General features: G+C 57.1%; 30 protein-coding genes and 1 tRNA gene. 8 read left to right on the top strand and 23 right to left on the bottom strand.

What is annotated here, in order from left to right:
- Positions 1-76: 76 nt before the first annotated feature.
- Positions 77-152 (bottom strand) — tRNA-Thr (locus tag LSG25_RS14820).
- Between the two features lie 495 nt (positions 153-647).
- Here LSG25_RS14820 and LSG25_RS14815 point away from each other — a divergent pair.
- The 4 genes from LSG25_RS14815 (at position 648) to LSG25_RS14800 (ending at position 4,145) form a co-directional block, all read left to right on the top strand.
- On the top strand, positions 648-1,430 hold the full coding sequence (locus tag LSG25_RS14815) for an ABC transporter permease (protein WP_232741680.1): 783 nt from the start codon (positions 648-650) through the stop codon (positions 1,428-1,430).
- Positions 1,431-1,439: 9 nt separating this feature from the next.
- Complete coding sequence (locus LSG25_RS14810; protein ID WP_232741679.1) at positions 1,440-2,216, top strand: ABC transporter permease; 777 nt, start codon at positions 1,440-1,442, stop codon at positions 2,214-2,216.
- A gap of 7 nt (positions 2,217-2,223) precedes the next feature.
- A complete protein-coding gene (locus tag LSG25_RS14805) occupies positions 2,224-3,021 on the top strand; it encodes an ABC transporter ATP-binding protein (RefSeq protein WP_232741678.1) in 798 nt (265 codons plus the stop codon).
- Between the two features lie 62 nt (positions 3,022-3,083).
- The gene (locus tag LSG25_RS14800; protein ID WP_232741677.1) at positions 3,084-4,145 is read left to right on the top strand and encodes an ABC transporter substrate-binding protein; all 1,062 of its coding nucleotides are present in this window, start codon (positions 3,084-3,086) and stop codon (positions 4,143-4,145) included.
- Between the two features lie 127 nt (positions 4,146-4,272).
- Here LSG25_RS14800 and LSG25_RS14795 read toward each other — a convergent pair whose 3' ends face one another.
- Entirely contained in the window at positions 4,273-5,859 is a 1,587-nt protein-coding gene (locus LSG25_RS14795) for an amidohydrolase family protein (RefSeq protein WP_232741676.1), read from the bottom strand.
- Positions 5,860-6,003: 144 nt separating this feature from the next.
- Positions 6,004-7,494: a PLP-dependent aminotransferase family protein gene (locus LSG25_RS14790; RefSeq protein ID WP_370635880.1), complete on the bottom strand. Its 1,491-nt coding sequence runs from the start codon at positions 7,492-7,494 to the stop codon at positions 6,004-6,006.
- 251 nt (positions 7,495-7,745) lie between these two features.
- Here LSG25_RS14790 and hisD (LSG25_RS14785) point away from each other — a divergent pair, with 251 nt between their 5' ends.
- Both hisD (LSG25_RS14785) and LSG25_RS14780 read left to right on the top strand, forming a co-directional pair.
- Entirely contained in the window at positions 7,746-9,089 is a 1,344-nt protein-coding gene (hisD, locus tag LSG25_RS14785) for a histidinol dehydrogenase (protein ID WP_305072044.1), read from the top strand.
- Positions 9,076-10,269, top strand: a complete 1,194-nt coding sequence (locus LSG25_RS14780) for a DegT/DnrJ/EryC1/StrS aminotransferase family protein (protein ID WP_232741675.1) — start codon at positions 9,076-9,078, stop codon at positions 10,267-10,269. The genes hisD (LSG25_RS14785) and LSG25_RS14780 overlap by 14 nt, the downstream gene beginning before the upstream one ends.
- A gap of 36 nt (positions 10,270-10,305) precedes the next feature.
- Here LSG25_RS14780 and LSG25_RS14775 read toward each other — a convergent pair whose 3' ends face one another.
- The 5 genes from LSG25_RS14775 to petA form a co-directional block, all read right to left on the bottom strand.
- The gene (locus LSG25_RS14775; protein WP_232741674.1) at positions 10,306-10,737 is read right to left on the bottom strand and encodes a ClpXP protease specificity-enhancing factor; all 432 of its coding nucleotides are present in this window, start codon (positions 10,735-10,737) and stop codon (positions 10,306-10,308) included.
- Between the two features lie 4 nt (positions 10,738-10,741).
- Complete coding sequence (locus LSG25_RS14770) at positions 10,742-11,350, bottom strand: glutathione S-transferase N-terminal domain-containing protein (RefSeq protein WP_232741673.1); 609 nt, start codon at positions 11,348-11,350, stop codon at positions 10,742-10,744.
- Between the two features lie 140 nt (positions 11,351-11,490).
- Positions 11,491-12,345 carry a cytochrome c1 gene (locus LSG25_RS14765; RefSeq protein WP_232741672.1) on the bottom strand — a complete coding sequence of 285 codons (855 nt, stop codon included), beginning with the start codon at positions 12,343-12,345 and terminating at the stop codon, positions 11,491-11,493.
- A gap of 18 nt (positions 12,346-12,363) precedes the next feature.
- Positions 12,364-13,752, bottom strand: a complete 1,389-nt coding sequence (locus LSG25_RS14760) for a cytochrome bc complex cytochrome b subunit (RefSeq protein ID WP_232741671.1) — start codon at positions 13,750-13,752, stop codon at positions 12,364-12,366.
- A 78-nt stretch (positions 13,753-13,830) separates the two neighbouring features.
- Complete coding sequence (petA, locus tag LSG25_RS14755) at positions 13,831-14,475, bottom strand: ubiquinol-cytochrome c reductase iron-sulfur subunit (protein ID WP_232741670.1); 645 nt, start codon at positions 14,473-14,475, stop codon at positions 13,831-13,833.
- A gap of 123 nt (positions 14,476-14,598) precedes the next feature.
- On the opposite strand from petA, the gene mscL reads away from it, so the two are divergent.
- Positions 14,599-15,048 carry a large conductance mechanosensitive channel protein MscL gene (mscL, locus tag LSG25_RS14750; RefSeq protein WP_232741669.1) on the top strand — a complete coding sequence of 150 codons (450 nt, stop codon included), beginning with the start codon at positions 14,599-14,601 and terminating at the stop codon, positions 15,046-15,048.
- A 67-nt stretch (positions 15,049-15,115) separates the two neighbouring features.
- Here the strand turns inward: mscL and LSG25_RS14745 are convergent, their stop codons facing one another.
- Positions 15,116-15,892: a Nif3-like dinuclear metal center hexameric protein gene (locus LSG25_RS14745; RefSeq protein WP_232741668.1), complete on the bottom strand. Its 777-nt coding sequence runs from the start codon at positions 15,890-15,892 to the stop codon at positions 15,116-15,118.
- A gap of 16 nt (positions 15,893-15,908) precedes the next feature.
- Here LSG25_RS14745 and LSG25_RS14740 point away from each other — a divergent pair, with 16 nt between their 5' ends.
- Entirely contained in the window at positions 15,909-17,042 is a 1,134-nt protein-coding gene (locus tag LSG25_RS14740) for a S1C family serine protease (protein ID WP_232741667.1), read from the top strand.
- Positions 17,043-17,089: 47 nt separating this feature from the next.
- Here the strand turns inward: LSG25_RS14740 and tatC are convergent, their stop codons facing one another.
- The 14 genes from tatC to LSG25_RS14670 all read right to left on the bottom strand — a co-directional run bounded on the left by tatC (position 17,090) and on the right by LSG25_RS14670 (position 26,244).
- Positions 17,090-17,872 carry a twin-arginine translocase subunit TatC gene (gene tatC / locus LSG25_RS14735; protein WP_232741666.1) on the bottom strand — a complete coding sequence of 261 codons (783 nt, stop codon included), beginning with the start codon at positions 17,870-17,872 and terminating at the stop codon, positions 17,090-17,092.
- Entirely contained in the window at positions 17,869-18,306 is a 438-nt protein-coding gene (tatB, locus tag LSG25_RS14730) for a Sec-independent protein translocase protein TatB (protein ID WP_232741665.1), read from the bottom strand. The genes tatC and tatB overlap by 4 nt, the downstream gene beginning before the upstream one ends.
- A 58-nt stretch (positions 18,307-18,364) precedes the next feature.
- On the bottom strand, positions 18,365-18,598 hold the full coding sequence (gene tatA / locus LSG25_RS14725) for a Sec-independent protein translocase subunit TatA (protein WP_232741664.1): 234 nt from the start codon (positions 18,596-18,598) through the stop codon (positions 18,365-18,367).
- A gap of 15 nt (positions 18,599-18,613) precedes the next feature.
- Entirely contained in the window at positions 18,614-18,982 is a 369-nt protein-coding gene (locus LSG25_RS14720) for a histidine triad nucleotide-binding protein (protein WP_232741663.1), read from the bottom strand.
- 13 nt (positions 18,983-18,995) lie between these two features.
- Positions 18,996-19,349: a phosphoribosyl-ATP diphosphatase gene (locus LSG25_RS14715; RefSeq protein WP_232741662.1), complete on the bottom strand. Its 354-nt coding sequence runs from the start codon at positions 19,347-19,349 to the stop codon at positions 18,996-18,998.
- On the bottom strand, positions 19,346-19,750 hold the full coding sequence (gene hisI / locus LSG25_RS14710; protein ID WP_232741661.1) for a phosphoribosyl-AMP cyclohydrolase: 405 nt from the start codon (positions 19,748-19,750) through the stop codon (positions 19,346-19,348). The genes LSG25_RS14715 and hisI overlap by 4 nt, the downstream gene beginning before the upstream one ends.
- Positions 19,747-20,556 (bottom strand): imidazole glycerol phosphate synthase subunit HisF, encoded by an 810-nt coding sequence (gene hisF / locus LSG25_RS14705; RefSeq protein ID WP_232741660.1) that lies wholly within the window; start codon positions 20,554-20,556, stop codon positions 19,747-19,749. The genes hisI and hisF overlap by 4 nt, the downstream gene beginning before the upstream one ends.
- Positions 20,553-21,296 (bottom strand): 1-(5-phosphoribosyl)-5-[(5-phosphoribosylamino)methylideneamino]imidazole-4-carboxamide isomerase, encoded by a 744-nt coding sequence (hisA, locus tag LSG25_RS14700; protein ID WP_232741659.1) that lies wholly within the window; start codon positions 21,294-21,296, stop codon positions 20,553-20,555. Before hisA ends, hisF begins: the two co-directional genes overlap by 4 nt.
- Before the next feature lie 53 nt (positions 21,297-21,349).
- Positions 21,350-22,003, bottom strand: coding sequence for an imidazole glycerol phosphate synthase subunit HisH (gene hisH, locus LSG25_RS14695; RefSeq protein WP_232741658.1), 654 nt, complete (start codon positions 22,001-22,003; stop codon positions 21,350-21,352).
- 20 nt (positions 22,004-22,023) lie between these two features.
- Positions 22,024-22,611 carry an imidazoleglycerol-phosphate dehydratase HisB gene (hisB, locus tag LSG25_RS14690; RefSeq protein ID WP_232741657.1) on the bottom strand — a complete coding sequence of 196 codons (588 nt, stop codon included), beginning with the start codon at positions 22,609-22,611 and terminating at the stop codon, positions 22,024-22,026.
- A gap of 121 nt (positions 22,612-22,732) precedes the next feature.
- Positions 22,733-24,037: a histidinol dehydrogenase gene (hisD, locus tag LSG25_RS14685; RefSeq protein WP_232741656.1), complete on the bottom strand. Its 1,305-nt coding sequence runs from the start codon at positions 24,035-24,037 to the stop codon at positions 22,733-22,735.
- A 35-nt stretch (positions 24,038-24,072) separates the two neighbouring features.
- Positions 24,073-24,738, bottom strand: a complete 666-nt coding sequence (gene hisG, locus LSG25_RS14680) for an ATP phosphoribosyltransferase (RefSeq protein ID WP_232741655.1) — start codon at positions 24,736-24,738, stop codon at positions 24,073-24,075.
- Positions 24,735-26,003: a UDP-N-acetylglucosamine 1-carboxyvinyltransferase gene (murA, locus tag LSG25_RS14675; RefSeq protein ID WP_232741654.1), complete on the bottom strand. Its 1,269-nt coding sequence runs from the start codon at positions 26,001-26,003 to the stop codon at positions 24,735-24,737. The genes hisG and murA overlap by 4 nt, the downstream gene beginning before the upstream one ends.
- Positions 25,996-26,244, bottom strand: a complete 249-nt coding sequence (locus LSG25_RS14670; RefSeq protein WP_232741653.1) for a BolA family protein — start codon at positions 26,242-26,244, stop codon at positions 25,996-25,998. The genes murA and LSG25_RS14670 overlap by 8 nt, the downstream gene beginning before the upstream one ends.
- Position 26,245 lies beyond the last annotated feature (1 nt).

The following is a 26,245-nucleotide window of genomic DNA, read 5'->3' as shown; positions in this document are numbered from 1 at the left end:
TGGAGCATAATGACCCCAAAAACCAAAATGACCACCCCTAGAGGTGGCCATTTGGCGCGGAGAGCCGCATGAATACTGGTGCCGGTTAAAGGAGTTGAACCCTCGACCTTCGCATTACAAGTGCGCTGCTCTACCAACTGAGCTAAACCGGCAAAGCAGACATTCTACAAGATTTTTGTGTTTAGCGTTTGCCGCTAACACACGCAGAATAAGGCTTTGCAGGTTTTCTAACCGTGACAGCGCAGGACAGGAAAGTTAATAAATCACTGTCTTATGCAGTAAGGCCTTTAATACATATAAAGGGGCGCTTGTGTTGCTTAATTACTTTTTTTATCAATGGGTTAATGCCGACCTAGCCGTTAAATCGACAATGTCTGTGCGGCAACGCGATACACGCAATTGTCCGTGTATTGTCAGAAGAAAGAGGCCAGTGCCAGGCGCGCCTGCCGGGCAAGTGCTGTTATCGCTAATCAGGAAATTCCTGGTCTTACGGATAGGTCATAACTGGTATTAAGAGAAATAACTACAGTCACGTACCATTTCCCAAAAGCAAAATATGGAGACAAAATCATGAACGTCATTGTAAATAATGGCTGTGCCGCCATTAACGCTCCGCCACCTTGTCACGGCATTTGCCGTTAACAACCATGATTGCCAGGGATAAGTTTCTACGGGCGCAAGTGGGTGTTGTTGTCGTGTTGACAGTGCTTGGTTCGTGGTATTTCGGCTCCAAGTATGGCTTTATCAACCCACAACTTTTCCCAACGCCCGAACAGTTCATTGCAGCGGCGCGTCAGCTAACACTGGGCGAAGGCTATGCCGGAGGGCTTTTGCTCCAGCATATTTTGCAAAGTGTAAAGCTTATCTTGCTGGGGTTTCTTGCTGCGACGGCTCTAGGTGTGCCATTAGGGCTATGGATTGGCTGGAGCAGAAAGGCCGAGGCGCTGGTGGGCCCCGTTTTTCTACTAATTCGGCCCATTCCTGCATTAGCCTGGATCCCACTAGCCATTGTATGGCTCGGGCTGGGTGATGCAGCGAAAATCATGATTTTATGGCTTGCTGCGTTTGTACCTTCGGTTATCAATAGTTTTACAGGCGTGCGCAATATTCCCTTAACCATAATCGAAGCCAGCCAAATGCTCGGTATTCGCGGGTGGCCTCTTGTGAAAGAAGTGATTGTGCCGGGCGCATTACCGTCCATTTTCACGGGAGTGCGGTTGTCACTACAAGTCTGTCTTACGGCTCTTGTCGCCGCAGAGCTTCTCGGTGCTCCCTTAGGATTAGGCAAAATTCTCTACCAGGCCAGTCTGGATATCTATCCTGCGATGATTCTGGTGGGTATGGTAACCGTAGCGATTGTCGGCTTTGTGCTCACGGCAGCATTTGATTATGTTGAGCACCTTTCGATGCCCTGGCGTACAAACAACTGAGGTTTTACGATGGACGGCAGACTTACTAAAGCACAGGCCATTGCGCTTCCAATAACGGGAATGCTGCTTTTTTTCGGCATATGGGTTTTTGCGGCTTGGGCCAAACTGGCGCCACGTGAATTTTTGCCATTTCCTTGGGATGTATTGGACGAAGGACTAAAACTAGTAACGGTTCCATTTTCTGACTTAACTCTGCAAGACCACCTGGCCGCCAGCATTGGACGATTCATGAGTGGCTTCTTCTTGGCCGCGGCTGTCGGGGTTCCGATGGGTCTGTTAATGGGCTGGTATCGTTGGCTGGACAATATCGTGACGCCCCTGTTTGATAGCTTGCGGTTTATTGCTCCTATTGCGTGGGTACCCTTCGCGGCATTGTGGTTTGGAGCTGGAATTGGCGGCCCCACCATGATTATCTTTGCCGGAGCCTTTCCCCCATGTCTCATTAACGCTTATCGAGGCTCCCTCTTTGTCGAACAAAAGTATATCGAGGCGGCACAGGTCTACGGTGCTTCAGGCGTCCGCATTGTCTATGAGGTGCTTTTACCCGCCGCGCTCCCATCTGTCATCGCCGGCCTGCGAGTTGGTGCAGGGGCTGGCTGGCAATCGTTGATTGGTGCCGAATTGATCGCGTCTAACAGTGGTATTGGCCTATTAATGGTGCGCGCGCAAGCCGCCTTAGACACCCCGATTGTGATGGTGGGCATGATCGCTACGGGTGTAGTGGGGATGCTTATTGATTTTGGTTTGGGTGGTGTTGAGCGTTGGCTTAATTATAAGCGAGGCTGATGGATTTATGAGCAATATTGTCTTTTCTAATGTCTCTCGTAGCTTTCGTCGGGAAGGTAAAGATTTCCTGGCTCTCGATGACATTACTTTTTCTGTGCAGGAAAAGGAGTTTGTCGCCGTGGTCGGACCCTCTGGCTGTGGCAAAACTACGTGTTTGCGCATGGCTGCCGGGCTGGAGTTCGCCAGTACGGGGAGTGTTGCAGTGGGTGGCAAGGAGGTTAAAGCTCCGGGGCCGGAGCGTGCAGTGGTGTTCCAGCAGTTCGCACTATTTCCATGGAAGACCGTCTCGGAGAATATTCGGTTCGGGCTTCGGTCGCTGCGTGTTGCTCGCAGCGAGGCAGACGAGCGCATCCAATGCAATATACGGCTTATGGGTTTGGACGGCTATGAATCTGCCTATCCCCATCAGCTTTCCGGTGGCATGCAGCAACGTGTGGCAATTGCTCGTGCCTACGTGCTCAATCCCAGCGTACTTTTAATGGACGAACCCTTTGGGGCGCTCGATGCTCAAACTCGCACGGTGATGCAGGAAGAACTGCTGCGCGTGGGGCGGGTCAATCCGCGAACCGTGATGTTTATCACTCATGCCGTCGAAGAGGCCGTTTATCTGGCCGACCGTGTGGTTGTGATGACCCGCCGTCCAGGAAGAATTCAGGAAATAGTCGATATTAAGCCAGTTCGTGATGCCGAAGGATGGCAACAGTACGAACGCATTGAAGACGTAATGGATCTTGAGTCATTTGTGCATCTGCGAACGCAGATCTGGCGGTTGCTGCGTGAGCAAAACGAATCAGTAGCTAATTAATCCCCAACGCGTTGAGTTTCTATCGTTACAGTTGTCTTTGAAATAAATCGAGGAGAAATGGTATGAATAAGATTATTAATTGGGTTGTGGCCGTGTTGCTAATGCTCACAACCTTGGGCGTTTCAGCTAAAGAATTGCAAGAGGTTCGTATAGGCTCGCAGCCTGCCTTGTTTAGTACCTTACCCTTTTTAGTGGCTGAAGAAAAAGGTTGGTGGAAGGATGTCGGCCTGAAGGTAACAATTACCAACTTCCCTGCCGGCGCACCGCAAATTGCAGCGAGCAGATCGTGGGATGTGGGCATAGTTGGATCGGTGCCTGCAGTACTCGGTGCCGTGCGGTTCGGGCTTCACACGATCGCGCTCGCCGAAGATCAGTCGGCCGTCAACGCACTCTACGTGCATGGTCCAAATAGTGATAATTACATCAAAAATCCCGCGTCAATCAAGGGTAAGACGATATATCTGACCGGAAACTCTACGGTAGACCTGGCCGCTCGGTACTGTCTAAAGAAGTTTGGCCTGAAAAAGGGTGACGTCACCATACGGTCAATGGATCAAGCTCAGATTGTATCTGCCATGAGTTCAGGTAGCGTCGAAATTGGTGCGCTATGGGCGCCCAATACGTACACAGTAGAAGAGAAAGCGGGTGCTAAGCTGCTCTGTTCGGGTAAGGATGCCGGTGTTTTGATTCCTGGCAATGTAGTCGTACGGGCAGAGTGGGGTAACGCCCATCCGCAACGAGTAGCGGCCTTCCTTGCTGTCTATTTGCGTGCCCAGCGTTGGTTGGAGGCCAACCGGAAGGATGCTCTTGCCTTGATGAAAAAATACTACGCAACGGGTGGTGTCTCCATCTCGGAGGCGGCGATGAATAAAGAGTTTGATCGTCGCCCCACTTTTGATCTTTCCCAACAATTGGCTTTATTCAAGCGCGGCTCGCAAGCGTCTCGCGTTGATACCAATATGAACACAATTGCTTCCTTTTCGAAAGAGGTCGGCGCTTTGCGTGCGGATGAGCCATTGCCGGACCCCAAGACGTATATCACCGATAAATACTTAAAGTTGGTCAACGACAATCCGAAACTGAAATCATTTGCTGATTTAGCTAGTAGTGGCAAGGGTCAGTAAATTTCTTCATGCCTCGATTTCCTCTGATGCTGGAGGTTTCTCAACTGCCCGGGCGTATCAACCCGGCAGTTGGCGAGCGGTAAGTGACGATCCATCCAGACCTAATCTGCGTGGTGTCGTGTTGAGATTAATGACGCAGTACACGCCCAGACTGCACATCGTTTCGCGTTCCGTCGCGCACTGCAAAGCACCCGTTAACCATGACGTGAACGAAACCTTTGGGCGAATTGAGAGGCGCTCGCACGGTCGATTCATCGTGCACCAGTTCCGGATTGAAGACTGTAACGTCAGCGAATGCTCCCGCTCGAAGCCTCCCTCGATCGGCCAACCCAAGCCGTTCGGCGGGCCGAACAGTGATACGATTGACTGCTTCCACTAATGAAATAATTCCACGTTCGCGGGCATAGTGGCCAAGTAAGCGAGCCGTCCATCCGTAGCCGCTAAGCGATCCGATAAGCCCCTTTAGCGGGCCACGTTGCGAAAGGGCCAACGTATCTGACATCACCATGCATTTGTTTTCTCGCATACACATGCAAATGTCATTATCGTTAAAGCTGTGAGAAGTCCACATCATTTGCGGCAAGCCCTCTCCTTCCTCCATTAGTAGATCCAGCACTGCATCAAATGGTTCTACGCCTCGCAGTTGAGCGATGTCCGAGAAATTCATACCAATCAGGGCAGCATTCGATACCGAATGCAACAATACAATGTCATTCCAGCGTCCTGCTGTAACCAGGCGCCACATGTGGTTTGGATTCTCCTTCATGCGTTTGCGCAAAGTCGGGTCTTTAAGACGTTCGAGGGTTTTAGTTGTACCACCTTCGCGTGCCCACATAGGCAGTACCGACACCGTACTTGTATGGTTCCAGTCATGCGGGATAATATCGAAAGCAACGTCTACGCCTTCGCGCTCTGCGCGATATAGCATTTCGAGCGTGTGCTGCATGGCCATGGCGGGCGCACCAAACTTGGGTTGTATGTGCGAGATTTGGAGTTTGGCATTAGTGTGCCGTGCCGTTGCAATGGCTTCGGAAAAACCCAGGTCGTAATAAACATCACGGTTACGCACATGAGTGGAGTACAGGCCATTGCGTTTGGCCGCGACGGTGGTTAGTGTCGTGATCTCTTCGAGCGAGGCCGCAATGCCTGGCCAATATTCGAGGCCCGTCGAAAATCCCCACGCTCCGTCGTCAAAGGCTTCTTCCGTGAGCCGCTGCATGGCGTTTATTTCGTCAGCAGTGCTAGGCGATGAATCATTTTCTTTAACTGAGCTATGAATTGCACCATGGCCAACGAATGCCGCCACATTGACGGCAGGACGCGCCTTTTCGAGTTGTTCGAGATACTCTCCGAAAGAGCGCCAGTTAATTGGAATACCGGCGTCGACGTAACCGAACAGTTGACTGCCGCCTGCGTGTCGGCCGAGCGGCGCACAGCTAAAGCCACATTGTCCGATGACTTCAGTTGTAACGCCTTGGCAGAGTTGGCTATCAGCACGTCCGTCGGCAAGTAGCGTGAAATCGGAATGGGTGTGGATGTCGATGAAGCCGGGTGTGACGGTTAATCCGCTTGCGTCGATACGGTTGGCTGCGCTGGCTTGCTTCAAATCACCCAGTGCAATGATGCGGTCTCCTGCAATACCAATGTCGGCCACGAAACTCGGTGCTCCAGTGCCGTCAATGATTTCACCGCCTGCGATAATAGTGTCGAACATGAATTGGCCTCCTTATGGTTGTTCAACGTTAGCAGTCCAATAAATGCGCAGGTAGGTCCAGATGAATTTTATTGATAAGGCCAGCGTATTCACACTACGACTCATCGAATGAGGTATGACCTTGGTAAGTCGTGTTTTTGGCGATTAAGGGTTCAGCATGAGTTCTTCTGCGATGATCTTTACCCCCGGTTCAATACGGTCTATTGCAATAGACGAATAGCCGATTCGCAGATGATTTTGCGGTTGTTCGTTGCCGGCGAAGAAGACGTCTCCAGGTTCGACGACAACACCTCTTGCATAGAGGCGCTGCGCGAGTTTTCGTGTGTCCAGCCCTGGCGGCCCGCTGACCCAGAGCGCTGAGCCGCCTTCTGCGGGCACTTGTGACAGTTGCGGCGTATAGGCTTGCAGGGCCGAATATAAAGCGGCGGCCCGATGCCGGTAAGCTATATTAAGCCGACGCATGAAAGCTTCATGGTGGCCGTGGGCGATGAAGCTGGCCGCTGACTGCTGATTATTGGTCGGCACGTGTCGCATCATTAGACGTCGTAGGGATCGAAGCTCGCGTATGAGTTCTGCCGGCGCCACGACAAAGCCTAGCCGCAGACCATGGGCGAGTGTCTTTGAGAGGCTGCCGACATAGATAACGCGCTGCGCAGTGTCCAGGCTTTTAAGGGCGGGAGTCGGCCGGCCTGAAAAATTAAGCTCACTTTCGTGATCGTCCTCGATCACTATGAAGTCATCGCGCGCCGCATAGGACAGTAACAGGCGTCGTCTCTCGATCGACATGGTTACCGTAGTCGGGCATTGATGGCTAGGCGTGACGTAAACATAATCGCAGTGTGACAGCGTGGCGTCTGGCACAAGGCCATCGCTATCTACGGCCAAAGGCTGGATGTTTTTTGATCTGAGCGAAAAATTGTTGCGTGCGTCAGGATAACCGGGATTTTCAATACCGATTCTGGTATTTGGGCCTATCAGTAGTTGGGACAACAGAAATGTGGCTTGCTGAGCCCCTGCTGTAACAAGAATTTCGTCTTGCTCGACCCATATGCCGCGTGCGGGAAGCAGGCGTCGCTGGATTTGTTCGACGAGCGGTTCATTGTCGCGGTCGAGGTGATCGGGAGCCCAGAGATGTAAGGCGCGTGGCTGAAGGGATTCCAGTACGCACTCGCGCCAATCGTGGATCGGAAACAGGCTGGCGTCAAACTGCCCGTAAATAAAGGGAAATGGCTGTTGCTGCCAGTCGGCCGGCTTTTCTATGTTCTGTTGTGTTGATGGGGTAATAAGCAAACGGCGTTCCCACGCGACGCCTTCTCGTGGCATCGCCTCGTCAGGTTGCTTCCGGGCACCAAGATGGGCGGCCTGAGGTTGTTCGGCAACCACATAACCGCTGCGTTGCTGGCCTACAACCATGCCTTTGTCTGCCAGTGCCTGCAACGCCAGCATGACCGTCGTACGAGATAGCCCGAGCGTCTGGGCCAGAAGGCGGCTGGAGGGAAGGGTTTCGCCTGGAAGAATAAAACCTTCTATAACGGCATGCATCAGCATGTCGCGCAATTGCCCTTGCAATGTGCTGGATTGCTTTTCGAATTGCCGGAATAGCTGCGGCCACATTATGTCGATGGTGCGAGTCAACGGCTTCATTTTGTGGCTCACGGTGTCGGCGGAGGGTAAAAAATGCTGGCTTTATGGATAGATCATATCTGGTATTAAGAGAAACAACCACAGTCACGTACCATTTTCAAATTATCCCTGCAGCCAGTCTGCAATTGCTGAGCCGGCACCAGGTCAATAGGTCTACGCAGGTCAAAGAAGATAGCTATGCCTTTCGCACTATCTGGCGATGCGTGGGTTGCCCTATTCAATCGAGAATTCTGGAGACTAATGTGCGTTACATCAAGACGGCCGCAGCAATCGGACAGGTTCGCGCCGAGAACAAATTGATTCAGGAGCGTGTAGAGGCGATGCTTGCCGACATAGAAAAGCGGCGTGAACAAGCGGTTATCGACTATGCGCGACGGTTGGACGGCTGGGAAGGTGATTTTGTGCTTTCTGCGTCAAAGCGTGAAGCACTTATCAGTGAAGTGCCCGATGGGTTGCGGGAGGATATTTGTTTTGCACATAATCAGGTTGTCAGGTTTGCCCAGGCGCAACGTAACAGCCTGACCGAATTCGAGATTGAAACTGAACCGGGTGTACGGTTGGGCCAGCGTGTGGTTTCGATCGCCGCCGCAGGGTGTTATGTCCCCGGAGGGCGTTATGCTCACGCCGCGTCAGCCATCATGAGCGTTGCTACTGCCAAGGTCGCCGGTGTTTCGGGTATTGTCGCGAGCTCGCCTCCGCGTGGCTCAAGTATAAACTCCGCGGTGGCTTACGCGATGGACCTTTCCGGCGCCGACATTATTCTTGAAATGGGGGGAGTACAGGCCGTCGCCACCATGGCTTACGGGCTGTTTGGTTGCCCGCAGGCCGATATTATCGTGGGCCCCGGTAATGCCTATGTGGCGGAAGCCAAACGTATTCTGTTTGGACAGGTAGGCATCGATGTTTTCGCCGGTCCGACAGAGTCGGCGATTATTGCCGACGGAAGCGCCGATCCGATGACCATTGCCGTCGATCTGGTGTCCCAGGCCGAGCATGGCCCGAATTCCCCAGTCTGGCTTTTTACCACGTCCGAGCGCCTGGGCCACGCGGTCGCTGAACTAATGCCCCAGGTGGCCGCCGACATGCCCAATGCGGATGTGGTCATTGCCGCATGGCGCGATCATGGCGTGGTCATATTGTGTGAATCACGCGATGAGGTAGTGAAGATCAGTGATCAATATTCTCCCGAGCATGTGCAGGTTCTTGCCGAAGATCCGTCTTGGTGGCGCGACAATCTCAGCAACTATGGATCCTTGTTTCTTGGCGAAGGAAGCACCGTTAGTCACGGAGACAAATGTTCGGGTACCAATCATATTCTTCCTACCAAGGGCGCCGGTCGTTACAGTGGCGGCTTGAATGTACAAAAGTTTCTAAAAGTTCTTACCTATCAAGAGCTCTCGCCCCAGGCCAATAAGGTGTTCAGTGCCGTAGGCTCGCGGATTTCTCGTGCCGAGGGTATGGAGGGTCATGCGCGGGCGTGTGATTGGCGGTTGCGCAAGTATTACCCCGACACGTGCTGGGATTTCGATGTCTACGAGCAAAGGAACTACGCATCAAGCGCGGGAGATAGCCGTGGAAAACTTTGAAAAGTCTTTTACCCAGCAAGAACCAGTGCCGGAAATCGGCATTGAGCGTGCCATTGAGATAATGCGTGGCGGGCGCTTGCATCGCTATAACGTGAATCAAGGCGAAACCTCCGAAGTGGTGACTCTCGAAAACCAATTCGCGAATTATCTCGGAGTGGACTACTGCCTGGCATGCGCTTCGGGTGGCTACGCAATGGTGACGGCGTTGCGGGCCTTTGGACTGCAGGCGGGCGAGTCTGTGCTCACCAATGCGTTAACGCTGTCGCCTGTTCCTGGCGCCATCCATGCGGCGGGGGGCAAGACGATTTTAGTGGAGACGACAGACCAGCTCGTGCTCGACCTGGACGATCTGGAGCGAAAGCTGGGTGATACCTCCTCCCGGCTTGTGCTGATCTCTCATATGCGCGGCCATATTGTCGATATGGACGCCTTGTTGGCCATTCTTGACAGGCATGGTGCGTCGTTGATCGAGGATTGTGCCCACACAATGGGAGCCGCCTGGGCGGGGCGTAGCAGCGGAACTTTCGGAGTTGCCGCCTGTTTCAGCACCCAAACGTATAAACATATCAATTCGGGAGAGGGTGGCTTCCTGACCACCAATGACTCCGGCCTGATGGCGCGAGCGGTAATTCTGTCTGGTTCCTATATGTTCTACGATCAGCATACAGCGGGGCCGGCGCCTCATGTGTACACCGATATACGGCTCGATACGCCAAACTGTTCCGGCCGCATGGATAACCTGCGTGCAGCCATATTGTTGCCTCAACTATCCTGTTTGGGTGACCGCGTTTCGCGCTGGAATGAGCGCTATCACGCCGTCGCATCCGAGTTGGACGGGGTGGACGGTCTGAAAATGCCGCTGCGGCCGCCCGAAGAGCAGTTCGTCGGCAGCTCAATACAATTTCTTGTCCCCGGCATCAGTACATCACAGGCCAATGTCTTGCTTGTGACATGCAAGAAGCGTGGCGTTGAGCTTAAGTGGTTTGGTGCCGCGGAGCCTCGTGGCTATACCAGTCATTACTCAAGTTGGCGTTATCTAGGCACGCAAACCCTGCCACAGACAGACCAAGTGCTTCACAGTCTGTTTGACATGCGTATTCCACTTACCTTTTCTATTGATGATTGCCATCTTGTCGGACGAATCATCAGGGAGAGCTTCAACGTTTCATTAAGTTCATAAGTTCGCATAATCAGCGGACAACACCATCAGCAAGCGCTACTTGACGACAGTAAGACGCGGGCGCTTGGGATCGTCGTCGGGTGAGTCGGGGGGGGCGTCGGCAGCCGGTTTGGCGGTATCGCCGTCGGCGCCGCTGTCGCCGGAATGAGGTTGGGACGGCTCTACGTCAAAACCCATGCCGGCGCCGGTTTCCCGGGCATAAATGGCCGATACCGCGGCGACCGGCACGAATATGTGTTCAGTGACGCCGCTGAAGCGGGCTTGAAACTCGATAAACTCATTACCCAGGGTAAGCCGGTTGGTGGCCAGCGTGCCGATGTTCAGGGTAATCTGGCCGTCGTGGATATGTGCTCGTGGCACAACCGTGTTGGCATCGACCGTTACAACAATATGAGGGGTATAGCCGTTATCGGTACACCACTCGTGCAAGGCGCGGATCAGATAGGGTTTTGTCGAAGTTTCAGGCATGGATTTAGCGGCGCATAACTTTTTCGGACGGAGTCAACGCTTCGATATAGGCCGGGCGCGAGAAAATGCGCTCGGCGTATTTCTGGATCGGAGCCGCGTTTTTAGGCAGCTCGATCCCATAGTGATCCAGGCGCCAGAGCAAGGGGGCGACAGCCACGTCGAGCATGGAAAACTCTTCGCCCAGCATGTACTTGTTTTTCAGCAGCATGGGGGCAAGTTGCGCCAGGCGATCGCGGATGTTGTGACGCGCATTGTCGAGTACCTTGCTGTCGGTTTGCGCGCGATTCTCGAGCGTGGAAACGTGTACGAACAGCTCTTTCTCGAAGTTGTACAAGAATAGGCGAGTGCGGGCCCGCATGACGGGATCAGCCGGCATGAGTTGCGGATGCGGGAAGCGCTCGTCGATGTATTCGTTGATGATGCTCGACTCGTACAACACCAGATCGCGCTCGACCAGGATGGGGACTTGGCCGTAAGGGTTCATAACTGCGATGTCTTCAGGCTTGTTGTAGAGGTCGATATCGCGAATTTCGAAGTCCATACCTTTTTCGAACAGCACAAAGCGGCAGCGTTGGGAAAAGGGGCAAGTCGTTCCGGAGTAGAGCACCATCATGTTGTGGGTTCCATCTTAGAAGTAAAAACAAGAGCACGCCAAAAACTCGGCTCATAAAAGGGAAATAGGCGTATTACGTTACGCCTATTTCTTGACCGGCAGCTTAAGCGATCAGCTAAGCGCTACCGGATGTAACAATGCTACTTGACGTCTTTCCAGAACGCGGCATTCAGGCGCCACGCAACCAACAGGAAAAAGGCCAGGAAAATCAGGACCCAGACCCCCAGTTTTTTGCGGAACAACTGGGACGGCTCGGCCATCCAGCCCAGGAAATTGCTGATGTCGGCAACATTGTTGTCGTAGGCAGCCACTTTGGACGGGTCGGCGGATGCGAAAGTGTCTTTGGAGACTTCCGGGCCGTGATAGTTGCTGAGAGCCACGGTCTTGATTTCGGAGAAACCCTGATCGTCGTACTTGCTGGTGGTCTGTTCCCATTTGGCTGTGCCATCGGCCTGTTCGACTTCGTGGATGGAAACGCGGGTCAGCGTGCGCGGGCCTTGCAACTGCCATAGCACGTTGGGCATGGCCACGCTTGGGAATACGAGATTGTTCCAGCCCGTATGCATGGAGGTGTCGCGGTAGAAGCTGCGCAGGTAGGTGTAGATGTAATCGACGCCCGAGTGCCCCAGGTTCTGCGATTTGGCGCGCGCGATCACCGACAGGTCGGGGGGCGAAGCGCCAAACCACTTCTTGCCGTCGGCCGGCGTCATGGCGACCTGCATCAGGTCGCCGACTTTGGTGCCGGTAAACAAGAGGTTCTTTTTGATTTCCGCATCGGTAAGACCGATATCGGTCAGCTTGTTATAGCGCATGGAATTGGCGCTATGACAGTTCAGGCAGTAGTTGACGAACAGCTTGGCCCCGTTTTGGAGCGAAGCCAGGTCGTTGATTCGATCGGGTGCGCGGTCTAGCGGATACCCACCTTCGGACGCGAAGGCGGCCGTGAAGGTGAGGGATATCGCAATGGCACCAAGCAGCTTTTTAATCATGATCATTCCGTACGGTATTAGGCCTTAGTGAGCGTGAAACGTGACTCGGTCGGGAACGGGTTTGAATGTACCCAGGCGGCTCCAGACTGGCATCAGGAGGAAGAAGCCCATGTAGATCACGGTTCCGATTTGACTGATCAGGTTGTACGTGGGGTTGGGCGGTTGAGTGCCCAGGAAACCCAGCACCAGGAAGGCCAGAATGAAGATCGCGTACAGGAATTTATGCCACGTTGGACGATAGCGTATCGACTTGACCGGGCTGTGGTCGAGCCAGGGCAGGAAGAACAGGATGACTACCGAGCCGCCCATGCTTACAACACCCCAGAATTTGGCGTCCAGGGTTTTCATGAGGATTGCGACGATAATGAGGATGACCGGCACGATAATCCGCCAGGCGCCCGACAGCTTGCCTTTGAAGAAGAGGGCAATGGCGGCGATGAGGGCGCCGGCCGACAGCACCCAGGTAAAGTCGCTGGTGGTGGCGCGCAGCATTGTGTAGAACGGCGTGAAGTACCAGACCGGAGCGATGTGCGGCGGTGTTTTCAGCGAGTCGGCGGGAATGAAGTTGTTGTACTCGAGGAAGAAGCCGCCCATTTCCGGGCCGAAGAAAATAATCGCGGCAAAGATCATGAGGAAGCCCGCCACACCCATGATGTCATGGACCGAGTAGTAGGGGTGGAAAGGAATGCCGTCCAGCGGGTGGCCCTGAGCGTCTTTGGGGCCTTGCTTGATTTCGACGCCATCCGGATTGTTCGACCCCACTTCGTGCAAAGCGATGACGTGAGCTACCACCAGTCCGATGAGCACCAGCGGAATCGCAATCACGTGGAATGCAAAGAAGCGGTTGAGCGTTGCATCCGAAACCACATAGTCGCCGCGAATCCACAGGGAGAGTTCAGGTCCGATGAAAGGAATGGCCGAGAACAGGTTGACGATAACCTGCGCACCCCAGTACGACATCTGGCCCCAGGGCAGGAGATAGCCGAAAAAGGCTTCGCCCATGAGACAGAGGAATATCGCTACGCCGAAAATCCAGACGAGTTCGCGGGGCTTGCGATACGAGCCGTAGAACAAGCCGCGCAACATGTGCAGGTACACGACCACGAAGAACATCGAGGCGCCGGTGGAGTGCATGTAGCGAATCAGCCAGCCCCAGGGGACTTCGCGCATGATGTATTCGACCGAGGCGAACGCCATCGCGGCATCGGGCTTGTAGTTCATGACCAGGAATATGCCGGTCACGATCTGGATCACCAGCACCAGCAGTGCCAATGAGCCAAAGAAATACCAAAAATTGAAATTTTTCGGTGCGTAATATTCCGACATGTGTTCTTTGAAGAGGGAGGTAAGCGGGAAGCGCTTATCTATCCAACCTAAAAACCCTGTCGTATCGACGGTTTTCTCGCCAGCCATGAAACGGCTCCTTTTTCTATCTTACGAGGCGTGTTGATTCAAAATCATGTGAAGCAGGGGCTTCCGGTATGGAAGCCCTTAAGCCTTGTTGTCTTCGTCGACGCCGATGGTAACCATCTTGCCGTCGGCCGAAAATGCATAAGGCGGTACTTCGAGATTGTCGGGAGCGGGCATGTTTTTGAATACCCGCCCGGCCAGGTCGTAAGTAGAGCCATGGCAAGGGCACAGAAAGCCGCCTTCCCAGCTGGCGGGCAAGCCGGGCTGGGCGCCCACGTCGAAGTGCGGCGTGGGTGAGCAGCCCAAGTGGGTGCAAATGCCCACGCAAACCAGGTATTCGGGTTTGCGCGAGCGATATTCGTTTTTGGCGAATGGGGGTGTGAAGCCCGGGCGATCGGAATTGGGATCGGCCAGCTCAGGATCGTTTTTCGGCAAATCTTTGAGTTGCTCGGGGGTGCGGTGCAGTATCCATACAGGCTTGCCGCGCCATGCAACGGTGTGCATTTCACCGGGGGCGATTTTGGAAATGTCGACTTCAACTGGGGCGCCGGCCGCTTTTGCTCTTTCGGACGGAGCAAAAGAACTGACAAAGGGAACTGCGGTGGCGACGCCTGCTACACCGCCTACTGCACAGGCAGAGGCGACCCAGAAACGGCGCGAGGGATCGGGTGGAAGGTTGGGATCAACCGCACCGGCATCATCGAGCTGTGTCTTATCCTGACTCATTCTTGTATCCTTATTCATGCCCGTCCGGGCATTACCATTCACTGTTTTGGCATATGTAAAAGCTTAGCAACCGCGTATTATAGCGTTAGCCCGTTGTCGGGTGAATTACTAAAGGATGAACACATGAGCAAAGCAAAAGGTTTTCTGGGGGAGTTTCGAGAATTCGCCGTTAAGGGAAACATGATCGACCTGGCCGTTGGTGTCATCATTGGCGCGGCTTTTGGGAAGATTATCGACTCTCTGGTGAAAGACGTCATCATGCCGATCATCAGCTTCATCTTTGGCGGCAAAGTTGATTTTACCAATCTATTCTGGGTACTGTCTCAGCCCGCGAATTATGCGGGCCCGCATACCTACGCCGATTTGACCAAGGCTGGCGCGGTCGTACTGGCATGGGGCAACTTCCTGACCATCCTGATCAATTTCTTCTTGTTGGCTTTTGTGGTGTTTTGTCTGGTGAAGGCGGCCAATACAGCCCGCACCAAGATCATGAAAGAAGAGGCGGCCGCTCCTGCGCCGACTCCGGCAGACATCGTGCTGCTGCAGGAAATCCGCGACCTGCTTAAAAAATAATTGCCCGCTTCACGTTCTTTAGCATTCTCTTGAACCAAGGCCACGCCGATTCGCGTGGCCTTGGTTTTTATATCGGGTTGTCCAGGTCGATAAATTCCACTCGTATGCCGAACTGCGCGGCCACGGCCTGGCCAAGCGCCTGTATGCCGTAGCGCTCGGTGGCGTGATGGCCGGCTGCAATGAATCCTGTGCCGGTTTCTTGTGCCCAGTGAAAGGTTTGTTCCGAAGCTTCGCCTGTGACGTACGCTTGTGCGCCGGCGGCGGTGGCGGCTTCGATCATGCTTTGCGCTCCCCCGGTGCACCAGGCGACGCGTTCAATATTTTGTTGTGGATTACCAACAACCAGGGGCTGGCGCTGTAAAGCTTCGTAAATTTCATTGCCCAGCGCGCCCAGTGTTTTCGCGCGGGTCGGGCGGCCCAGCCAGACCAGTCCGTCGGGGCCGCAGGTAAGGGGCTGGCCGGATTCATCGCGCTCGGGCTCGAAACCCAGCACACGCCCCAATTGCGCGTTGTTGCCCAACACAGGGTGGGCATCGAGCGGCAGATGATAGGCCCACAGATTGAGCTCGTGCCGCAAGGCCAGGGCAAGCCGGGCGCGTTTCGGCCCGCGGATGCAGGGGTCTTCGTTTTTCCAGAACCAGCCGTGATGAACCAGTACCGCATCGGCCTTTTTCGCGACGGCAAGCTCGATGAGCGCCTGAGAGGCCGTAACTCCGGTGATAATGTAGGTAATTGCGCCTTTGCCTTCGACCTGGAGTCCGTTCGGACAGTAGTCCTTGAAGCGCCAGGCTTGCAAGGTAGTATCGAGCCAGTGAGTGAGCTCCTGCGTGGAAACCTGATTCATTTTTGCCTTTTGCCTTATGCGTCGATTGTGGTTGCTATTCGCCCAAACAGTAACGGTCTGCCTCGGTATTTTATTCATCGTGGCCACTTTGCGTCCCGATTGGCTGCACTCGTCGCCAAGCGGTCGCTCCGCGGCGCCGCAAGTCTCGGCGGCCGGCGAGGTCTCGTATGCCAAGGCCGTTGCCCTGGCTACTCCCGCTGTGGTGAATGTTTATACCAGCAAGAAGATTCGGGTGCCTGTGGTGCCGCTGCCCAACGACCCCGAGCTCAATCGGCTTTTCCGCGATTTGCCTGGGTTCAGCCGGCGCAAGAAAACGACCAATCTGGGTTCGGGCGTAATTGTGCGCGCCGACGGCTATGTGCTGACGAATTATCACGTGATCGAGGCGGCCGATTCGATTCAAGTGGCCTTGAGCGATGGCCGGCAGGCCGCGGCCAAGCTGGTCGGGGCGGATCCCGATAGCGATCTGGCGGTCCTGAAGATTGACTTGCCCAATCTGTCCGCCATTACGTTCAACAGCGAGCGCCATGTCCAGGTCGGCGACGTCGTGCTGGCCATCGGCAATCCGTTTGGCGTGGGGCAGACCACGACCATGGGTATCGTGTCGGCCTTGGGGCGCAATCGTCTCGGGATCAATATTTACGAGAATTTCATACAGACCGATGCGGCAATCAACCCGGGGAATTCAGGCGGTGCCCTGATCGACACCACGGGTCGTCTGGTTGGCATCAATACCGCGATTTATTCCGAGAACGGCGGTTCGCTGGGCATCGGTTTTGCCATTCCGGCTGAAGCCGCGCACAAGATCATGGAACAGATCATCGCCACCGGCTCGGTGACGCGAGGCTGGCTGGGCATCGAACCCCAGGATATCACCCCCGATCTGGCCAGGGCCTTCAACCTGCGGCAGGACGATGGGGTGATTATTGCCAGCGTACTTAAAAACGGCCCGGCCGGCCGGGCCGGCATCCGTGTGGGCGACATTGTGCTCAAGATCAACGATCAGCCTGTGTACGACACCATAGGCTTTTTGAACCAGATCGCGCCCTTGCCCCCTCGCCACGAAGTCACATTAACGATCTTGCGTGGCGGCAGAGTCATCGAGCAGACTGTTCAGGTCGGCACGCGCCCGCGCATCACCAAGCCGTAGGCGGCGTTTCTCCGACGCAATTCGCGCATCGAATGCGCCCGCCGAATTCACTCGTCGAGCGTGCTGATCTCTTTGCTTTCGGCTTCGCGTTCCTTGGCTTCCTGTTTCTTGAGCATGCTGGCGACGAATACGCCCAGCTCGAACAGTACGCACAGGGGGAAGGCCAGCATGAACTGGCTGAGCACGTCGGGCGGTGTAACCACGGCCGCGGTGATGAACGCCCCGACAATGACGTAGCCGCGAATCGAGCGTAGCTTTTCCACCGTGACCACGCCGGTTTTGACCAGCAGGATGACCGCGATGGGCACCTCGAAGGTAACGCCGAAGGCCACGAACATGGTCATGACGAAGTTCAGGTAGGCTTCGATATCTGGCGCCGGGGTAATCGAATGCGGCGCGAAAGTGGCAATGAAGTGGAAGACCGTGCGAAAAACCACGAAATAGCAAAATGCCATGCCCAGCAGGAACAGCAGCGTGCTGGAGATGATGAGCGGCATGGCCAGGCGTTTTTCGTGTTTGTACAGCCCCGGGGCGACAAACGCCCAGGCCTGGTACAACACGAAGGGCAGGGCCAGGATCAGCGCCGCCAGCATCGTTACCTTGACCGGCACCATGAACGGCGTGATCACCCCGGTGGCGATCATGCGGGTGCCTTCGGGCAGCGTGGCCAGCATGGGCTGGGCCAGGATGTCGTAGATTTTCGAGGCGCCCGGATAAATGAACAGCACCACGAAAATGATCAGCACGGCAAAGGCCGCGCGCATCAGCCGCGTACGCAGCTCGATGAGGTGCGAGATGAAGGAGTCTTCTTGAGGGGCGTCCTGTGTCACTGTGGCGTCCCGGTAGGTGGTTTGGGATGGGTTTCTTCGACCAGTGCGCTGGCTTCGGCGAAGCCAGGCAGGCTTTTCTGGGTGTCGGGTACCGCCGGCTCGGAGGCCGCCGCATGGGTGGCCTCGTGCAGGGATTGCGATGCGTCGGCAAGGGCGTCTTTAGCCTCTTGCAAAGGCGCTTGCAGGCTCTTGCTGGTTTCCTCCAGCGACGTCTTTACCGACCGGGCCGCGTCTTCCATCTGGTCTTTCAGGCTGCTCAGGTCGCCGAGGTCCATTTCGCGCTGGATATCGCCCTTGACGTCGTTGACGTAGCGTTGGGCGCGGCCAACGAGATGGCCGACGGTGCGGGCCACTTTGGGCAGGCGTTCGGGACCGATCACGACGAGCGCGACGGCGCCGATCACAATGAGCTCACTAAAGCTGACGTCGAACATGGATAGGCAGATCGCTTAAAAAAAGACGGGGTACACCGGCAAAAACAATTGGCCGGCCTCAGGCGTCGGATTTCTCTTTTACCTGCACGTCGATGGTTTCGCCGGCCTTGACTTGCTGCGGGATGGCGCCTTCGGCGGGTTTGGTTTCATCGTTGGCATCGTTCATGCCTTTTTTGAATCCCTTGACCGCATTGCCCAGGTCTTCGCCGACATTGCGCAGCTTTTTGGTGCCGAAAATCAGGGCAATGATGACCAGAACGATCAGCCAGTGCCAAATACTAAAACTACCCATGATGGTGCTCTCCGGTTATGCGGCAGGTGCCACTCTTTTATTCCAGGGGCGAGGGCCCCCGATGATATGAAAATGCAAATGGGCGACTTCTTGCCCGCCATCGATTCCGCTATTGGCGAGCAGCCGAAAACCGCCTTCGGGTCCGGGCCGGCAGCCATGATCGAGCGCAAGCCGGGGTACCAGGGTCATCATTCTACCCAACCACGCCGCGTCGTCGGGTTGAATCTCCTGCATTGAAACAATATGGCGTTTCGGGATAAGTAGCAAGTGTACGGGAGCCGCCGGCTGAATATCGTGAAAAACAAACAAATCTTCGTCTTCGTAGGCCTTTTTGGATGGAATTTCACCCTTGGCGATTTTACAAAACAGACAGTTGTCGCTCATTGTGGTTTGCTCTTTAGTGAGGCTCGGGCCGATTGGCTTTCTCGACCAGGCCGGATACCCCTTCGCGGCGCGCCAGTTCGCGCAGCACATCTTCGGGGCGCAGATTGTAATGCGCCAGCGCCACCAGCGTGTGAAACCACAAGTCGGCGGTTTCGCACACCACGCGGTCGGGTGCGTTGTCTTTCGCGGCCATGACGAGTTCGGTGGCTTCTTCGCCGATTTTCTTCAGGAACGCATCGGGGCCGCGCGCCAGCAGCTTGGCCGAGTACGAGGTAGCCGGATCGCCGCCGTTTTTGGGCAGGCGCGATTCGAGGGTGTCGGCCAGGCGGGACAGGATATCGGCGTGGGCGAAATCGGGTGCGGTCATTTGTAAATCAGCTCGGGGTCTTTCAGTACCGGGTCGGTGGTGGTCCAGACGGCGTCGGCGGCATCGCCGTCGAGGCGTCGAAAAAAACAGCTTTCTCTGCCAGTATGACAGGCAATGCCCCCCTGTTGTTCCACTTTGAGCAAAATGACGTCGCCATCGCAGTCCAGCCGGATTTCGCGCACGATTTGCACATTGCCCGATTCTTCACCCTTGCGCCACAGGCGACCGCGCGAGCGCGACCAGTAAACGGCGCGCCGGGTGGCGGCGGTTTCGGCAAGCGATTCGGCGTTCATCCAGGCGACCATCAGTATGGTGCCGGTGGTGGCATCTTGAGCGATGGCGGGAAGCAGGCCGTTGGCGTCGAACGTCACGGCGGAAAGCCAGTCGGTATTTTGAATCATAGGGGTAATCGTACCTTAATACCTTGATCCGCCATGAATTCCTTGGCCTCCCTGACGGTGTGCTGCCCGTAATGGAAGATGCTGGCTGCCAGGACGGCGCTGGCGCGGCCGGTGGTTACGCCATCGGCCAGGTGCTGCAGATTGCCCACCCCGCCCGAGGCGATGACCGGGACCGGCACGGCGTCGGACACGGCCCGGGTCAGTTCGAGATCGAAACCCGACTTGGTTCCGTCGCGGTCCATGCTGGTAAGCAGGATTTCACCGGCGCCGTAATCGGCCATTTTGCGGGCCCATTCGACGGCATCGATGCCGGTGGCCTTGCGGCCCCCGTGCGTGAAGATTTCCCATTTCGGCGCCGCGCCCGGCGCCGAGCTGCGGCGGGCGTCGATGGCCACCACTATGCATTGCGAGCCGTGATAATCGGCGGCGGCCCTGACGAGTTCGGGGTTGCTGATGGCCGCGCTGTTGATCGAAACCTTGTCGGCGCCGGCATTGAGCAGGCGCTGGATATCGGCCACCTGGCGCACCCCTCCGCCGACCGTCAGGGGAATGAATACCTGGGCCGCAACGGCTTCGATAATGGGCAGGATCAGGTCGCGGTTGTCGCTGGTGGCGGTGATATCGAGAAATGTCAGTTCGTCGGCGCCCTGCTCGTTATAGCGCTGCGCGATTTCGACAGGGTCGCCCGCGTCGATCAGGTCGACGAAATTCACCCCTTTGACCACCCGCCCGGCAGTGACGTCCAGGCAGGGGATGATGCGCCGCGTCAGAGAGTCGTCGGCGAGTGCTGCCCGGGGCGCGTTCATGATGCGCCGAGTTCGTCGGCCAGGGTTTGCGCCGCATCGAAATCGAGCGTGCCTTCGTATAGGCTGCGGCCCAGGATGGCCCCTTCGACGCCCTCGCTTTCGACGGCGCAAAGCGCTTCGATGTCTTTCAGGTCGGTGACCCCGCCCGAGGCGATTATCGGGATTTTGACGTGCTGCGCCAGTTTGACCGTGGCTTCGATGTTGACGCCCGAGAGCATGCCGTCGCGGCCGATGTCGGTGTAGACAATGGCTTCGCAGCCGTAGTCTTCGAATTTGCGGGCAAGATCGAGTACGTCGTGGCGCGTGAGCTTGCTCCAGCCGTCGGTGGCCACCTTGCCGTCGCGCGCGTCGAGGCCAACGATGATATTGCCGGGGAAAGCGCTGCAGGCATCGCGCAGAAAGCCGGGATCCTTGACCGCCGCCGTGCCGATGATGACATAGGCGATACCGCTGTCGAGGTAGCGTTCGATGGTGTTGAGATCGCGGATTCCGCCGCCGATCTGCACCGGAATTTCGTCGCCCACCGCGCGGATGATCGACTTGATGGCGGCTTCGTTTTTGGGCTTGCCGGCAACGGCGCCGTTCAGGTCGACCAGATGCAGTCGTCGGGCGCCCTGGTTGAGCCACTGCGTGCCCATGGCGGCAGGGTCGTCGGAAAAGACGGTTGCGTCGTCAAGGTCTCCTTGGCGAAGGCGTACACAACGCCCGTCTTTGAGGTCGATGGCGGGGATGAGAAGCATAATCGATAGTCGGTAAAAGCAGTTGGTAAAAAAATGACAGCTCGGATTGAACCCTAAGGGTTCCAGGTAACGAAGTTGCGATACAGGCGCAAACCGTCGTCGGCGCTTTTTTCTGGGTGAAACTGTACGGCAAAAATATTAGCTGCTGCAATCGCACAGGTAAAGCTTACTCCGTAATGGGTTTCCCCGACAGCCAGAGCGTGATCGGCGGGTTCGGCGTAATAACTGTGCACGAAATAAAAAAACGTATTGTCGGCAATGCCGTCCCATAGTACATGCGGCCGTGTCTGGCTGACATGGTTCCAGCCCATGTGCGGCACTTTCAACAGTTCCTGGCTGGCCGCGGCCTGGCCTGCCGCGGCATACTGCGGGCCGTCAAACCGCCTGACCTTGCCGGGAAAGATATCCAGGCATGGCGTATTGCCTTCTTCGCTATGGGAGAACAGCATTTGCTCGCCCACGCAAACCCCCAGCAGAGGCTTGTTGCGGGCCGCACGAACGACGGCCTCGCGCAGGCCCGATTCGTTCAGGGTGCGCATGCAATCGGGCATGGCTCCCTGGCCGGGGAATACGACCCGCGAGGCCTGGTCGAGCTCCTGGGCGGTGCTGCAAATTTTGATATCGGCCTCGGGGGCGGCGGCGCGCAGGGCACGGGCAACTGAATGAAAATTGCCCATGCCGTAGTCAACAATGGCGATGGTATTCACGGTCGGTCGGTGGTCGGGGGTTAGAGTACGCCTTTGGTTGACGGAACGACGCCTGTGCTGCGCGGATCGAGTTCCGTCGCCATGCGCAGGGCGCGGCCGAAGGCCTTGAAGACGGTTTCGCACTGATGATGCGAATTGGTGCCGCGCAGATTATCGATGTGCAGGGTGACCAGGGCGTGATTGACGAACCCCTGGAAGAATTCACGAGTGAGATCGACATCGAACTGGCCCACATGCGAGCGGGTAAACGGGATGTGGTATTCCAGCCCCGGGCGTCCCGAGAAATCGACCACCACGCGCGACAGGGCTTCGTCGAGCGGCACGTACGAGTGGCCGTAGCGGCGCAGGCCCGCCTTGTTGCCCACCGCGGCGGCAAAGGCTTGCCCCAGGGTGATGCCGACGTCTTCGACCGTATGGTGATCGTCGATGTGAGTATCGCCATCGCACTGGATATCGAGATCGATCAGGCCGTGGCGCGCGATTTGGTCCAGCATGTGATCCAGGAAAGGAACGCCGGTATTGATCGATTGGCGGCCGGTGCCATCGAGATTGATGGCTACGCGGATGCGCGTTTCGTTGGTGTTTCGGGTGATGTCGGCGGTACGCATGGTCAGGACTGAATTATCTCGGTTGGGCTGTGGTGATAACGGCGCTTTCCTGCATGGTATCAATAAAAGCGCCGCAACAGTAATTGCTCAAGGAATCGTGTACAGGCTGCCTGGCGCCGGCTTAATCCGGTTTGATGCGGTACTGGGCGCTGGCGGCGTGGGCCTGCAGGCCTTCGCCATGAGCCAGGGTGGAGGCGATGCGCCCCAGCGTTTGCGCGCCGGCCTGCGAAACCTGGATCAGGCTGGAGCGTTTCTGGAAATCATACACCCCCAGCGGCGAGGAAAAACGCGCTGTGCGGGATGTGGGCAGCACGTGATTCGGCCCGGCGCAGTAGTCGCCCAGGGCTTCGGAGCTGTAGCGCCCCATGAAAATGGCCCCGGCATGACGGATCTTTTCAGCCCATTTTCCGGCGTCTTCGGTCGAGATTTCCAGATGCTCGGGAGCAATCTCGTTGGCCATGGCGCAGGCTTCATTCAGGTCGCGCACCAGAATCAGCGCGCCGCGGCGGCTCAGGCTGGCCCGAATGATATCGGCGCGCGGCATGGCCGGCAGCAGGCGCGCAATGGCCGCTTCGACCTCATCGAGATAGGCGGCGTCGGGGCAGAGCAAAATGGCCTGCGCCAGCTCGTCGTGCTCGGCCTGCGAGAAGAGATCCATGGCAATCCAGTCGGCGGGCGTCGAGCCATCGCAGATGACCAGAATTTCGCTGGGACCGGCGATCATGTCGATTCCGACCGTGCCGAAAACCCGGCGCTTGGCCGCGGCCACATAGGCGTTGCCCGGCCCGACGATTTTGTCGACCGCGGCAATGGATGCGGTGCCGTAAGCGAGTGCTCCGATAGCCTGGGCGCCGCCTATGGTCCAGACGCGATCGACTCCGGCGATGGCGGCGGCCGCCAGCACGATGGGGTTGCGCGTCCCCTTGGGGGTGGGCGTGACCATGATCACTTCGGCTACGCCGGCCACTTTGGCCGGAATGGCATTCATGAGCACCGACGACGGATAGGCCGCCTTGCCGCCCGGAACGTATAGCCCGACGCGGTCCAGCGGAGAGATTTTCTGCCCCAGTACCGTGCCGTCCGCCTCGGTGTAAGTCCAGGTTTCGCTGCGCTGGCGCTCGTGATAGCCGCGTACCCGCGAAGCGGCCGAGTCCAGGGCCTGGCGCTGTTCGCCGGGCAGGGCCTCCAGGGCCGCGAGCCACTCGCCGCGGGGAATTTCGAGGGCAGCGACGCTGGCCGCCTCGACCTGGTCGAAGCGCCGGGTATATTCAAGCAGGGCATCGTCGCCGCGCGCCTGGATGTCCTTGAGTATGTCGGCGCTGGTGCGTTCGATGGATTCGTCTTGCGAGGCATCGAAGGCCAGCAGCTTGCGCAAGGTAGCCAGGAAATCGTCGGAACGGGTGCTGAGGCGGTTGATCAATGACATGGTGCGGTGGCCGGCGGATAAGGGTAAAAATGCGTTCAGGCTTGCGAGGCGCGCGCAAAGGCGTCGATCAGGGGTTGCAGTTCGGTTGACCGGGTTTTGAGCGAAGCCTGGTTGACGATAAGGCGCGAGGAAATCGGCACGATATCTTCCACAGCCACCAGATGGTTGGCCTTGAGCGTGCCGCCGGTCGATACCAGGTCGACGATGGCATCGGCCAGGCCGACCAGGGGCGCCAGTTCCATCGAGCCGTACAGCTTGATCAGGTCGATATAGACGCCTTTGCCGGCGAAGTGTTCGCGCGCCGCCTGCACATATTTGGTGGCGACCCGCAGGCGCGAGCCCTGGCGCACGGCGGCTTCGTAATCGAAACCCTGGCGTACGGCGACGCACAGGCGGCATTTGGCGATATTCAGGTCGATGGGCTGGTACAGCCCGCCCGGGTGCAGCGCGGCGTGCTCGAACAGCACATCCTTGCCGGCAATGCCGAAATCGGCGGCCCCATACTGCACATAAGTGGGTACGTCGGAGGCGCGCACGATAATCAGCCGCAGCCCCGGGTCGCTGGTGGGCAGGATCAGCTTGCGTGACGATTCGGGGTTTTCGGTGACATGAACATTGGCCGCCGCCAGCAGCGGCATGGTTTCGTCGAAAATGCGCCCCTTGGACAAGGCGAGCGTCAACGGAGCGGTGGCGAGCCTCATGCCGCCTCCTGGGCGCGTACTCGCCGGATATCGGCGCCGATGGCGCACAGTTTTTGTTCCATGCGCTCGTAGCCGCGGTCAAGGTGATAAATGCGTTCGACGGTCGTGTCGCCCTTGGCCGCCAGGCCGGCTATGACCAGGCTGGCGGAAGCGCGCAGGTCGGTGGCCATGACGGTGGCGCCCGACAGCGAATCGATGCCGGTCACGACGGCGGTGTGCCCGTCGATATCGATCCGGGCACCCATGCGGCCCAGTTCCTGCACGTGCATGAAGCGGTTCTCGAAAATGTTTTCGACCATGACGGCGGTGCCGTCCGCAATGCAGTTCAGGGCCATTAATTGCGCCTGCATGTCGGTGGGAAAGCCTGGGTATTCCCGGGTGCGTATTCCCACCGCCTTGGGGCGCTGGCGCATGGCGCAACGAATCCAGTCGGTGCCGCACTCGATCTGCAGGCCCGCCTCTTGCAGTTTGTCGAGCAGGGCGCCCATGGTGTCGGGGGCGGCGTGCCGCAACATGATTTCGCCGCCGGTGGCGCCCACCGCGCACAAAAAGGTGCCGGCCTCGATGCGGTCGGCCACGACCCGATGGCTGGCGCCGTGCAGGGTATCGACCCCGTCGATGACGATGCGGTCGGTTCCGTGCCCCTGGATGCGCGCACCCATCTTGATCAGCAGTTCGGCCAGATCGGAGATTTCGGGCTCGCGGGCCGCATTTTCCAGCACGGTCTGGCCTTCGGCCAGCACCGCCGCCATCATCAGGTTTTCGGTGCCCGTGACAGTCACCATATCGGTGCGTATCGACGCGCCTTTCAGGCGCTTGGCCTTGGCGATCACGAAACCGTGTTCGATCCTGATGTCGGCGCCCAGCGCGGCCAGGCCCTTGATATGCTGGTCGACCGGCCGCTGGCCGATGGCGCAGCCGCCCGGCAAGCTGACCCTGGCTTCGCCGAAGCGGGCCACCAGCGGGCCCAGCACCAGGATGGAGGCGCGCATGGTCTTGACGAGTTCGTAGGGGGCTTCGAGGCTGCTGACCTGCGCGGCGCTCAGGCTGACCGTACCGTCGTTGCCGCGCTCGGCGCGCACGCCCATTTGGCCCAGCAGGCGCAGCGTGGTGCCTATGTCGTTGAGCGCCGGGACATTGCTGAGCGCGATGGTATCGGAACTGAGCAGGCTGGCGCACAGGATCGGCAAGGCGGCGTTCTTGGCGCCCGAGACGGTAACTTCGCCTTCCAGGCGCCTGCCCCCTGTGATTGACAGCTTATCCATTCAGGCTGGCCTTGTATTCGTCAGGGGTGAGGGTGCGCATCGACAGAGCGTGGACTTCGGCTTTCATGCGTTCTCCGAGCGCCGCATAAACCAGTTGATGGCGCGCGATCAGCCGCTTGCCTTCGAAGGCCGGGCTGACGATAAGGGCTTCGAAGTGCGAACCGTCGCCCTGGACTTCAAGGTGTTCGCAGGCGAGGCCGTCGGCAATGTATTGGCGTATTTGTTCAGGGGTGGGCAGCATG

This window comes from Paralcaligenes sp. KSB-10 (assembly GCF_021266465.1).
Lineage (GTDB): Bacteria > Pseudomonadota > Gammaproteobacteria > Burkholderiales > Burkholderiaceae_B.
This window is presented reverse-complemented; position numbering and strand designations above follow the sequence as displayed.